Raw genomic sequence first — 11,691 nt, 5'->3', positions numbered from 1 at the left:
GCTCACGCGCCGCACGCCGCGGCGCGCGAGAGCAGCAGCGCGCGTTCGCGTTCGTTGCGCGTGAGCGACGCCGCGCGCTCGAACTCGTCGCGCGCTTCGGTGTTGCGGCCGAGCTTGGCGAGGAAGTCGCCGCGCACGCTCGGCAGCAGGTGGTAGTTCTGCAGCGACGGCTCGCCGACGAGCGCGTCGACGATCGCGAGGCCGTCGGCGGGACCGTTCGCCATCGAGACCGCGACCGCGCGGTTGAGCTCGACGATCGGCGACGGCGTGACGCCGGCGAGCACGCCGTAGAGCGCCGCGATGCGCGGCCAGTCGGTCTCGTCGGCGACGCGCGCGCGCGCATGGCAGGCGGCGATCGCGGCCTGCAGCGCGTACGGGCCGAGCGATCCGCCGAGCCGGTCCGCGCGCGCGAGCGCGGCGAGGCCGCGCTGGATCGCGAGGCGGTCCCACAGCGCGCGGTTCTGCTCGAGCAGCAGGATCGGTTCGCCGCCCGGGCCGACGCGCGCGCGCGCACGCGAAGCCTGGATCTCCATCAGCGCGACGAGGCCGTGCACTTCGGCCTGTTCCGGCATGAGGCCCTGCAGCACGCGGCCGAGGCGCAGCGCGTCCTCGCACAATGCCGGGCGCATCCAGTCGTCGCCAGCGGTCGCCGAATAGCCTTCGTTGAACACGAGGTAGATCACCTCGAGCACTGCGGCCAGGCGTTCGGCGAGTTCGGGGCCGCGCGGTACCTCGAATGGCACGTCGGCCGCGGCGAGCGTCTTCTTCGCGCGCACGATGCGCTGCGCGATCGTCGCCTCGGGCACGAGGAACGCGCGCGCGATCTCGTCGGTGGTCAGGCCACCGAGCACGCGCAAGGTGAGCGCTACGCGCGCGTCCTTGGACAGCACGGGATGGCAGGACGTGAAGACGAGACGCAGCAGGTCGTCGCCGATGTCGTCGTCGAGCGCATCGGTGATGTCGGCGTGACCTTCCTCCTGTTCGGCGACGAGGTCGTAGCCGAGTTGTTCGTGCTTGCGCTCCTGCAGCTGGTGGCGACGCATCTGGTCGATCGCGCGACGCTTCGCGGTCGCCATGAGCCACGCCGCGGGATTGTCGGGCATGCCCGCGGCGGGCCAGTTCTCGAGCGCGGCGACGAGGGCGTCCTGCGCCAGCTCCTCGGCGAGGCCGATGTCGCGCACCATGCGCGTGAGGCTCGCGATGAGCTTGGGCGATTCGATGCGCCAGATCGCGTCGATCGTGCGGTGGAGCGGGTCGGTCGGCATGGCCGCCGATCAGACCACCTCCGCGCGGGCCGCACAAGCACCGGAAGTGCGCATCGGCATGCCGATCGTCGCGTCGCGGCGATCGCGGTCGCGGCGGGTTCGAACGATCGTTTCATCGCTGCGCCATTCATCTCGCCGCCTCGGCGGCCGCCTTGAGCTTGGCCAGGCCGGCTTCGAAGTCCTTGCCGATCATCCGGTCCATGTCCATGAACACCTGCATGACCTTCGAGGCGAACCGGTTCGGCCCGTGCATGACCCAGTCGACGACCGTCATGTCGTCGTCCGCGGCGAACGTGAACGTCGCCATGTTGTTCGCTTCGAACGGCTTGATGAAGTGGAGGCTGATCGCGATGCGAGAGGACGGCGTCGACTCGACGATCTCCATGCGGCCCTGGCCGACGTCCTTGTTGCCGTTCCATTCGTAGATCGCGCCGGCGCCGCTCGATGCGCCGCCCAGGTTGCGCTGCATTGCCGGATCGCGCGTTTCCCACGGCGACCACTCGGGCCAGCGACGGAAGTCGTCGACGTAGCCGAAAACCCGTTCGGGTGTGGCGCGGATCACCGTGCCGCGACGCACGCTGAACACGGCGGGCTTGGTCGACGCGAAGACGAGCAGGGCCGCGAGGGCAAGGACGAGGATCGCGACGAGGACGAGCATGGCGGGTCTCCTGGGACGAGGCGGGCGACGCGGCGGCGTCGTGTGCGGGTTTACATCGGCTTCGGCGTCAGCACCATCCACGACACGCCGAAACGGTCCGTGAGCATGCCGAACGAACGGGCGAAGAACGTCGCGGCGAGCGGTGACGTGACGCTGCCGCCGTCGGCGAGCGCGTCGAAGCACCGGCGCGCGCCGGCATCGTCGTCGATCGCGAGCGACAGGGCGATCCCCTCGAAGTGCGGCGCGCCGCCGGCGAGGCCGTCGGAGAGCATGAGCAGCGTGTCGCCTACGCGCAGCGCCGCGTGCATGACCTTGGCCGGATCGACCGGGCCGCGTGCGTGCGGGTCGGGGCTGTCGCCGTAGCGCATGAGCATGAGCAGCTCGGCGTCGAGCGCGTGGCGGTAGAACGCGATCGCCTCGTCGCAGCGGCCTTCGAGGAACAGGTACGGCTCGATCCTCACGGCTGCACCTGTGCGCCGAAGTCCTCGGCTTCGTAGAGCGGGCGGATCTCGACCTCCGACAGCCCCCCCTCGAACGGGTTGGGGCAACGTCGTGCCCATTCGATCGCCTCGTCGAGCGAGCGCACCTGCCACAGCCAGAAGCCGGCGACGAGTTCCTTCGCTTGTGCGAACGGGCCGTCGACGACCGTGCGCGTCTTGCCGGCGTAGCGTACGCGCGCGCCGGCCGAACTCGGCTTGAGGCCGTCGGCCGCGAGCAGGATGCCGGCGTTGGCGAGGTCTTCGTTGAAGCGGCCCATCGCCGCCAGGAGTTCCTGGCTCGGCAGCTCGCCGCGCTCGGACGCATCGGTCGCCCGCACCATCACCATGACTCGCATCGCCGTCTCCTCGTTCGCGGGCGCCGGGCGCCCCGCGGGACTGCACCGGCCTTCATCGAGGATGACGAACGGGAAGGCGGGGAATCGACACGCCGGGAGTGGCAATGGTGGAGCCGACACGCCACGGCATACCGGGTTGCGGCGGTCGCCCGCGGGTTGGGCCCCTACGGAGGCGTCGGTGGGCTCAGGGCCAGCAGCGCACGACGCGCAGGTCGGCGTCGAGTTCGACGAGTTCGGCGCGCAGGCCGGGCGCGATGCGCCCGCGGCGGTCGGCGACGCCGAGGAACTCGGCCGGCCAGGTCGAGGCCATGCGCACGGCGTCCCCGAGCGGTACGCCGAGCGTCGCGACCGTGTTGCGCACCGCACTCGCCATGTCGAGCGCCGAGCCCGCGAGCACGCCGTCGGGCGTCTCGCAGCGGCCGTCGCGGCAGCGGATCGTCACGCCCGCGAGTTCGTAGGTGTCCGATTCGGCGCCGACCGGCGGCATCGCGTCGGTCACGAGCAGCAGCTTGCCGCGTGGTTTCGCCGCGAGCGCGACGCGCAGGGAAGCCGGATGCACGTGGTGGCCGTCGACGATGAGCCCGCACCAGCTCGCGCGATCCTCGAGCGCGGCGCCGACCACGCCCGGTTCGCGCCCCTGCAGCGGCGACATCGCGTTGTAGAGGTGGGTGAAGCCGCGCGCGCCGGCGTCGAGGGCGGCGCGCGCCTGCGCGTAGTCGGCCGCCGTGTGGCCGATGCAGACGATCACGCCGCGTGCGGCGAGTTCGCGCACGCGCGCGGGCGGCACCTGGTCCGGCGCGAGCGTGAGCACGGTGACGCCGTGGCGCAGCGAGCAGGCGAGTTCGAGTTCATCGTCGTCGAGCGCGCGGAACTTGCTTGCGTCGTGCGCGCCGCGCCGCGCGGGCGCGATGTACGGGCCTTCGAGGTGGATGCCGAGCACGCCGGGCACGCCGTCGGCGATCGCCGCGTCGACCGCATCGATGGCCGCGCGCATCGTCTCGGCGTCGTCGCTGATCAGGGTCGGCAGGAAGCCGGTCGTGCCATAGCGTCGGTGCGCGGCGCCGATGCGCCGGATCGTCTCGACCGTCGGTGCGTCGTTGAACAGTACGCCGCCGCCGCCGTTGACCTGAACGTCGATGAAGCCGGGTGCGAGCCAGTGGCCACCGAGGTCGAGCCGTTCGGTCGTGCCGTGCGTGTCGCGTGCGTGCTCGACCGCGACGATGACGCCGGCATCGACGACGACCGCGAGGTCGTCGCGAAAGCCGTCGTCGACGAGCACGCGGGCATTGAGGAGCGCGGTCGGCATCAGCGCGTCTCGGTCACCTTGCGCAGGTGCGGCGGCGCGTCGGGATCGCGTCCACGGCGCAGCGCGAGCGCGTTGATCGCGCCGTAGCAGCGGTGCACCGCGAGCAGCGGCGCGCAGGCGGGATCGGTGATTGCCGCGAACCGCAGGTCGCCACCGCCGGGCGCGGCGACCCAGACGCGCGCGTCGCGCTCGCGGAAGCGTTCGGCGACCGCGATCGTGCTGTCGAAGCTGTCGTCGTGCTGCGCGAAGAACAGCACCGGGAAGCCGCGATCGACGAGCGTCATCGGGCCGTGCTGCACTTCGGCCGCGCTGAACGCTTCCGCGTGCAGGCCGCAGGTTTCCTTGAACTTGAGTGCGACTTCCTGCGCCGCCGAGAGGCCGAAGCCGCGGCCGACGACGAACAGGTTGCGCGCGTCAGCGAGGCCGTCGACGAGCGCCGACCAGTCTTCGTTCCAGCCCGCGTCGAGCGCATCGGGCACGCGTGCGAGCGCGTCGCGCAGGTGCGCGTCCTCGCCCCATTCGGCGGCGAGCTGGAGCAGCGCGGACAGCGAACAGAGGTAGCTCTTGGTCGCGGCGACGCTGAGTTCGGGCCCTGCGTGCAGCGGAACGACGACGTCCGCCGCGGCCGCGAGCGGCGAGTCGACCACGTTGACCATCGCGACCACGCGCGCGCCCGCGCGGCGCGCGGCGGTGGCCTGGGCGACGAGGTCGGGGCTCTTGCCGGACTGCGAGATCGCGAGGAACAGCGCGCCGTCGAGTTCCGGCCGCGCCGCGTAGATCGACTGCACCGACGGCGCGGCCGAGGTGGTCGTCACGCCGAGGCGCGTCTCGATGAGGTACTTCGCGAACGTTGCCGCATTGTCGGAACTGCCGCGCGCGCCGGTCGCGACCAGGCGCGGGCGCTCGCGCCGCAGCAGCGCGGCGAGTTCGCCGACCACTGCACGGTTCGCCTCGAGCTGGCGCGCGATCGCGCCGGCCGATTCGCGCACTTCGCGGTACATGCGGGTCGCCTCGGCGGCGCTGGGTGGATTGGTCGGCATGGTGTCCTCGGGCACGGCGCTCATGGCGTGGTCGTGCGCACGCGCGCGGTCGAGTCGCGGATCACGAGCTGCGGACTGAAGCCGCGGTTGACATGGAGGACGCCGCTGCCCGCCGGCTTGAGTTCGGCGATGAGGCGCAGCGCCGCGTGGCGCGCGATGTCCTCGGTCGCCTGCTTCGCGGTGGTCAGCGCCGGCCACGACTGGCGCGAGAACGGGCTGTCCTCGAAGCCGGCGATCGACAGTTCGTACGGCACGTCGATGCCGTTCGCCTTCGCCGCGGCGAGTACGCCCGCCGCGATCTCGTCATTGGAACCGAAGATCGCCGTCGGCGGCTCGCGCAGCGCGAACAGGCGGCGGGCACCGCGGAAACCGTCGTCGAACGAGTAGTCGCCCGGGATCACGAGTTTCTTGTCGAGCGGGATGCCGTAGTCCTTCAGTGCGGCCTCGTAGCCCTTGAAGCGCTCCGGGCTCGAACGGTGCTCGGCGCCGCCCCAGAGGAAGCCGATGCGCTGGTGGCCGAGCTGGATCAAATGTTCGGTGATGTCGTAGGCGGCATCGCGGTCGTCGACGTAGACGCACGGGTAGCCGTCGTTCGGGTCTTCCGCCGCCGAGATGATGCGCACGAAGCGGATGCCGTGCTCGGCGAGGTAGCGGATCAGTTCCATGCGCTCGGACATCGGCGGCGCGAGTACGAGGCCGGCAAGGCGCGCATGGGCGACGAGCTCGCGCAGCTCGTCGGCGAGGTCGGGCGCGTTCGAGTCGCACGGGTGGATCTGCAGGCCGAAGTCCTGGTCGCGGCAGGCGGCGAGCACGCCGTTCTGCACGCTGATCACGTAGTACGGGTTCGGGTTGTCGTAGACGAGGCCGAGCGCGTGCGAGGTCGCGCCGCGCAGGTTGCGCGCGGCCTGGTCCGGCGCGTAGTCGAGTTCGTCGATCGCGCGCTGCACGCGCTCGCGCGTGTCGTCGCGCACCGACGCCTCGCCGTTGATCACGCGCGAGACGGTCTTCAGCGACACGTTCGCGTGTCGCGCGACATCCTTGATGGTGGGACGGCTCACTGCTGGTCTCCGGCGCCCGTGACGCCGCATCGTAGTGGAGACGGGGCGCGCGCGGAACGTGCGTCCATCGTCAGTGCGCGCCGAGGTCGACGCGGTGGCCGCGCATCGCGTAGTAGAGGATGTAGAGGTAGCACGGCACCATGATCGCGACGAACGCGGCCTGGAAGTCGTGGTGTTCGCGCAGGATCGCGAACGCCTGCGGGATCAGCGCGCCGCCGGCGATGCCCATGATCAGCAGCGCCGAGCCGATCTCGGTGAGCCGCCCGAGTCCCTTGATCGCGAGCGGGAAGATCGCCGGCCACATCATCGCGTTGGCGAAACCGAGCGCGGCGACGAAGCCGACCGAGACGTAGCCGCTCGTCGCGTACGCGCACAGCGCGAACGCGACGCCGAGCATGGCCGAGATCGCGAGGTAGCGTTGCTGCGAGACGAAACGCGGGATCAGGATCAGGCCGCAGACGTAGCCGACGAGCATCGCGAACAGCGTGAACGAGGTGAACAGCTTGGTCGAGTCCGGCGGCAGGCCGAAGCCGCGTCCGTACGTGCCGATCGCGTCGCCGGCCATGACCTCGACGCCGACGTAGACGAACAGGCAGAGCACGCCGAGCCAGAGGTGCGGATACGCGCGCAAGCTGTCGCGCCCGCCGGCGCCGGCCGCGTTCGCTTCGGACGAGCGCACCTCCGGTAGCGGCGAGTGGACGATCCAGACACCGAGGGCTGCGAGCACGACCGCCATGCCGAGGTAGGGCAGGTGCACGCGCGCCGCGAACGCGTCGAGCAGGGCGCTGCGCGTGGCCGGGTCGGCCGCCTGCACCTGCGCCTTGAGGTCGCCGAGGCCGTGCAGCACGAACACGCCGAGCGCGAACGGCGCGAGGATGCCGGCGACCTTGTTGCAGATGCCCATGAAGGCGATGCGTTGCGCCGCGCTTTCGATCGGGCCGAGGATGCTGATGTACGGATTCGCCGCGGTCTGCAGCAGGGCGAGGCCGGCGCCGATGACGAACAGGCCGCCGAGCGCGCCCGGATACCAGCGCTGCACCGCGAACTGGCCGAACGCGAGCGCGCCGAGCGCCATTACGAACAGGCCGATCGCCATGCCGCGCTTCATGCCGGTGCGGCGCAGGATCGCCGCCGACGGCAGGGCGAGGAAGAAGTAGGACAGGTAGAACGCCATCAGCACGAGGAACGCGTTGACCGTGTCGAGCTCGAATGCGAGTTCGACGAACTGGATCAGCGGCCCGTTCATCCAGGTCACGAAACCGAAGATGAAGAACAGCAGGCCGATGATCAGCATCGGTGCGTGCCGGCTCGGCACGGACGTATTCGCGGCGGTGGCAGCCATCGAGGCTCTCCTGTTCGCCTGACCGGTTTGGCCTTGGCGTATTAACGTTGTCATCGTGTCGTCGCGCGGGTCAGCCCAGCGCCCGACAGCTGCTTTAGCGGGAGAATTCCCGCCCCCTTTGCCAGAACCGCGGCCTCCGGATACTAGCTGCGGATGCCCCTGACATCATTTTGCAGTGCAAGTTGACAACGTTGTCAAGCGCGCCGAGACTGCGTCCCGTCCGAGGCCGGGCCACCTGCGGGTGGCCGGCCGCGCCAGCCAGTTCCGGGGAATGGGGTGAACGAGAACCGCTACCGCATCGCATCGCGTGTCGCCGGCCAGCCGCTGATCGCGGCCGACGTCGGCGGCACCCACGCGCGCATCGCTTCGATCGTGCCGGTCGCGGACGATCGCGGCAGCGCGTTCGCGATCGGCGATTACTGCAAGTACGCCTGCGCGGATTTCCCGAGCCTCGCCGCGATCATCCAGTCGTTCCGCTCGAGCTACGTGCGCACGCCGGTGTCGTCGGCCGCGCTCGCGATCGCCGGCTTCGTCGTCGACGACGCCGTGGTCAACGTGAACCTGCCGTGGCCGGTGTCGATCTCGGACCTGCGCACGCGCCTCGATCTCGACGACCTCGCGGTCGTCAACGACTTCAAGGCGGTCGCCTACGCGGTCGGCCATGTCGACGACGCGAGCGCGCTGCTGCTCGGCGGCCCGGCCGAGCACCGGCCCGGGCCGATGCTCGTTGTCGGGCCCGGCACCGGCCTCGGCGGCGCCGTGCACATCGCGCAGGATGGCCGGCCGGTGATCCTCGCTACCGAGGTCGGCCAGGCCACGCTCGCGGCGACCACCGACTTCGAGTTCGAGGTGCTGGGCGAACTGCGCAAGCGCAGCCCGCGCGTACTGATCGAGCACGTGCTCTCGGGTACCGGCCTGACCAACCTCTACGCGGCGATCCGCGCGCTGCGCGGCGCGTCGCCGCTCGCGCAGACGCCGGCGCAGATCAGCGCCGCCGCGCTCGCCGGCAGCGACGCGCTCGCGAGCGAGACGGTCGAGGTGTTCTGCGGCTGGTTCGGCAGCGTGCTCGGCGACCTCGCGCTGCTGTACGGCGCGCAGGGCGGCATCTACCTCGCCGGCGGCGTGCTGCCGCAGATGAAGGAGCTGCTCGTGCGCAGCCGCTTCATCGAGCGCTTCCTCGACAAGGGTGCGATGCGCGAGGCGCTCGCGCGCACTTCGATACGACTGGTCGACCATGCGCAACTCGGCGTCATCGGCGCCGCGAGCTGGTATTTCGACCGCGACAACGGCGGCCGTCGCGCAGCGGGCGCGGTGGCCACGGAACGGACTGGGACGAAAACGACGACGGACTGACACGAGCCGGCGAGCGGCGCGCAGCGAACGCGTCCGCGGACCACACCACTGGAGGAGGGGTTCACCGTGAAGATCAGGACATACCGAAAGACGATGCTGTCGGCGAGCATCCTTGCCGCATTCGCGTTCGCCGCCGCGGCGCATGCCGCGGAGGTCGCGGCCGACGCCGACGCGTCCACCGCGGATGCGTCCGCCGACGGCGCCGCCGGCACCGCGCAGGACGGCACGCGCGCGCAGGAGATGGAAGCGATCGTCGTGCACGGCATCCGCGAGAGCCTGAAGGCGTCGCTCGACACCAAGCGCGACGCCAACGCGATCGTCGATGCGATCACCGCCGAGGACATCGGCAAGTTCCCGAACACGAACGTCGCGGAAGCGATGGTGATGATCCCCGGCGTCACGCTCGACCGCCGCTTCGGCCAGGGCGAGCGCGTCAGCATCGACGGCACCGACCCGAGCCTCAACCTGTCGTTCATCGACGGCCATCCGGTCGCGCAGGCGATCTGGCTGTACGGCGAACAGCCGAACCGCGGCTTCGACTACACGCTGCTCGCGCCGGAAATCCTCGGTCGTCTCGAGGTGTACAAGTCGTCCGAAGCGCGCCTGCCGGAAGGAAGCCTCGGCGGCACGGTCATGATGCACACGCGCCTGCCGCTCGACCTCGACGCGAACTCGATCGCGGGTTCGATCGGCTACAACTACAACGACCAGGCCGAGGACGGCAAACCCAACGCGTCGGTGCTGTACAGCTGGAAGAACGACCAGAGCACGTTCGGCTTCAACATCGCCGCGCAGCACTACGAGGAAAAGGTCGACCGCCAGGGCATCGAGATCTTCGGTTACCACCCGGTGTCCGACTACGCGGCGGCGAGCCCGGCGATCGCGGCACAGGTCGCGAGCGGCGCGCTCGACGCGAACGCGCTCGTCCCCGACGAGATCAACGCGGCGTACTTCCAGCAGACGCGCAAGCGCAACAGCGCGGTCGTCAACCTGCAGTTCAAGCCGGACGAGCGGTTCGACGCGACCCTGAGCGGCATGTACATCAAGGAAAGCTTCGACAACTACAACCAGTCGGTCTACAACTTCCTGCACTGGAACACGGCCACGATGGCCGCGGTCGACAGCTTCACGCAGGGCAACAACGGCCTCGTCACCGGCGGCCATTCCGCCGGCGAGGGCGCGGGCATCATCTACGACAACCAGCTGCGTTCGTCCGAAGTGACGACCAAGGGCCTCGACCTGCGCGCCGCCTACCACGGCGAAGGCTGGAACCTCTCCGGCCAGCTCGGCACGACCAAGTCGGACAACCCGAAGATCAGCCAGTACCTGCTCGAGCCGGTCTACTTCGGCGGCTTCAGCTGGGACGACCGCCACGGCTACACGTTCGACGACCCGGCCGCGGGCCGCGATCCCGCCAACTGGGGCGGCGGCTGGCTCGGCAACAACGGCGTGTTCATGGCGCACGCGAAGGACAGCTACGGCCAGCTCGACTTCAGCAAGGACTTCACCGGCAGCCTCATCAACCGCCTGCTCGTCGGCGTGCGCTACGCCAAGCACGACGAGAACTACGGCCTCAACGTCTACGGTGGCGTCACGCCGGGCACGCTCGCCGACGTCGGCGTGATCGATCCGACCGACATCCTCGGCGAGTTCTCGGGCTTCTCGCCGGACCAGGCGAACCACCTCCAGGTCGGCGAGCAGAACATCCTCAACTGGATCCGCAACAGCCACCTCGACTTCGCGCATCCGGACCCGGGCAGCTATCTCAACAACACCTGGGCGCTGACGCAGAAGAACTCGGCCGCGTACGCGCAGCTCGACTTCGGCAACGACGCATGGCGCGGCAACGTCGGGCTGCGCTACGTGCACACCGAGCAGGAAGGCTCCGGCTACAACCTGCCGGGCAGCGTCGCGCCGGTGCTGCCGGCATTGCCGGGCTGGTACCAGACGAAGAACTCGTCGATCAACAACTGGCTGCCGTCGTTCAACGTCGCCTACGACGCCGCGCCGGACGTCGTGCTGCGCCTGTCCGGTTCGGAAGTGATCGCCTGGGCACCGTACAACCAGATGGTCAACAACACGTTCCTCAACGACACCGTACTCACCGGCAGCGGCGGCAATGCCGACCTGAAGCCGTATAAGTCGGTGAACTTCAACCTGTCGGCCGAGTGGTACTTCGCCGAGCAGTCGGTGATCGCGGGCTCGATCTTCTTCAAGCACGTGCTCAACTACATCGACACCATCCCGTCGACCGAGCGCCACTACAACTCGATCCGCGACACCGATCCGACCCAGTGGGATTCGCTCGTCGGCAGCCACGGCTGCACCGCCGACGGTTTCTGCGACTACAGCGTCTCGCGCCCGCGCAACGCGGGTACGGCGAAGATCAAGGGCTTCACGCTCACCTACCAGCAGGCGTTCGGCAGCACCGGCTTCGGCATGGTGGCGAACTACACCTACGCGGACGGCGAGACGAGCCAGGGCACGCCGATGCCGTACCAGTCGGAGAACTCGATCAGCGTCGGCCCGTACTACGAGAACGGACCGTTCAGCGCGCGCGTGAACTACAACTGGCGCGACCACTACCTCGCCGGCGGCTACGTGGCCGGCGCGCCGCCCGCGGTCGTCGACGACTACGCCGACCTCGGCCTCAGCCTCGGCTGGAAGTTCAACCAGAACTTCATGGTCACGTTCGACGCGATGAACCTGCTCGACGAGAAGTACCACCAGTACGCGGTCGGCAACAAGGACGAGCTGTTCGGCGAGTACACGACCGGCCGTCGCTACATGGCGAACCTGCGCTTCAACTTCTGACGACTCCAACGTGCGAAGTT

Annotated in this window: 10 protein-coding genes; 2 read left to right on the top strand and 8 right to left on the bottom strand. The window is 69.6% G+C overall.

Going from position 1 to position 11,691, the window contains the following annotated elements; translation table 11 throughout:
* Positions 1-2 precede the first annotated feature (2 nt).
* From FHW12_RS05330 to FHW12_RS05295, 8 genes are all read right to left on the bottom strand, one after another.
* Positions 3-1,265, bottom strand: coding sequence for an RNA polymerase sigma factor (locus FHW12_RS05330; RefSeq protein ID WP_182529913.1), 1,263 nt, complete (start codon positions 1,263-1,265; stop codon positions 3-5).
* A gap of 127 nt (positions 1,266-1,392) precedes the next feature.
* Positions 1,393-1,923: an SRPBCC family protein gene (locus FHW12_RS05325; protein ID WP_182529912.1), complete on the bottom strand. Its 531-nt coding sequence runs from the start codon at positions 1,921-1,923 to the stop codon at positions 1,393-1,395.
* Between the two features lie 50 nt (positions 1,924-1,973).
* Positions 1,974-2,384, bottom strand: a complete 411-nt coding sequence (locus FHW12_RS05320; RefSeq protein WP_182529911.1) for a VOC family protein — start codon at positions 2,382-2,384, stop codon at positions 1,974-1,976.
* Complete coding sequence (locus FHW12_RS05315; RefSeq protein WP_182529910.1) at positions 2,381-2,758, bottom strand: YciI family protein; 378 nt, start codon at positions 2,756-2,758, stop codon at positions 2,381-2,383. The genes FHW12_RS05320 and FHW12_RS05315 overlap by 4 nt, the downstream gene beginning before the upstream one ends.
* Positions 2,759-2,942: 184 nt before the next feature.
* Entirely contained in the window at positions 2,943-4,064 is a 1,122-nt protein-coding gene (gene nagA, locus FHW12_RS05310; protein ID WP_182529909.1) for an N-acetylglucosamine-6-phosphate deacetylase, read from the bottom strand.
* Positions 4,064-5,128, bottom strand: a complete 1,065-nt coding sequence (locus tag FHW12_RS05305; protein WP_428993610.1) for an SIS domain-containing protein — start codon at positions 5,126-5,128, stop codon at positions 4,064-4,066. Before FHW12_RS05305 ends, nagA begins: the two co-directional genes overlap by 1 nt.
* Positions 5,125-6,162, bottom strand: a complete 1,038-nt coding sequence (locus FHW12_RS05300) for a LacI family DNA-binding transcriptional regulator (RefSeq protein ID WP_310735145.1) — start codon at positions 6,160-6,162, stop codon at positions 5,125-5,127. The genes FHW12_RS05305 and FHW12_RS05300 overlap by 4 nt, the downstream gene beginning before the upstream one ends.
* A gap of 70 nt (positions 6,163-6,232) precedes the next feature.
* Positions 6,233-7,504: a sugar MFS transporter gene (locus tag FHW12_RS05295; protein ID WP_182529907.1), complete on the bottom strand. Its 1,272-nt coding sequence runs from the start codon at positions 7,502-7,504 to the stop codon at positions 6,233-6,235.
* A gap of 276 nt (positions 7,505-7,780) precedes the next feature.
* Between FHW12_RS05295 and FHW12_RS05290 the strand changes: the two genes are divergently transcribed.
* Positions 7,781-8,857, top strand: coding sequence for a glucokinase (locus FHW12_RS05290; protein ID WP_310735144.1), 1,077 nt, complete (start codon positions 7,781-7,783; stop codon positions 8,855-8,857).
* A 93-nt stretch (positions 8,858-8,950) separates the two neighbouring features.
* Positions 8,951-11,671 carry a TonB-dependent receptor gene (locus FHW12_RS05285; protein ID WP_182530153.1) on the top strand — a complete coding sequence of 907 codons (2,721 nt, stop codon included), beginning with the start codon at positions 8,951-8,953 and terminating at the stop codon, positions 11,669-11,671.
* The last annotated feature ends 20 nt before the right edge of the window (positions 11,672-11,691 follow it).

The sequence above is a fragment of the Dokdonella fugitiva genome (assembly GCF_014138265.1).
Lineage (GTDB): Bacteria > Pseudomonadota > Gammaproteobacteria > Xanthomonadales > Rhodanobacteraceae > Dokdonella_A > Dokdonella_A fugitiva_A.
Note: the sequence above shows the minus strand (reverse complement) of the source record. Positions and strands in the feature narration are given on the sequence as shown.

What these genes read in the sequence shown, in the direction of transcription:
- FHW12_RS05325 (WP_182529912.1), bottom strand. Translation starts at nt 1,923, where the DNA reads ATGCTCGTCCTCGTCGCGATCCTCGTCCTTGCCCTCGCGGCCCTGCTC.
- nagA (WP_182529909.1), bottom strand. Translation starts at nt 4,064, where the DNA reads ATGCCGACCGCGCTCCTCAATGCCCGCGTGCTCGTCGACGACGGCTTT.
- FHW12_RS05295 (WP_182529907.1), bottom strand. Translation starts at nt 7,504, where the DNA reads ATGGCTGCCACCGCCGCGAATACGTCCGTGCCGAGCCGGCACGCACCG.
- FHW12_RS05315 (WP_182529910.1), bottom strand. Translation starts at nt 2,758, where the DNA reads ATGCGAGTCATGGTGATGGTGCGGGCGACCGATGCGTCCGAGCGCGGC.
- FHW12_RS05285 (WP_182530153.1), top strand. Translation starts at nt 8,951, where the DNA reads ATGCTGTCGGCGAGCATCCTTGCCGCATTCGCGTTCGCCGCCGCGGCG.
- FHW12_RS05330 (WP_182529913.1), bottom strand. Translation starts at nt 1,265, where the DNA reads ATGCCGACCGACCCGCTCCACCGCACGATCGACGCGATCTGGCGCATC.
- FHW12_RS05305 (WP_428993610.1), bottom strand. Translation starts at nt 5,128, where the DNA reads ATGAGCGCCGTGCCCGAGGACACCATGCCGACCAATCCACCCAGCGCC.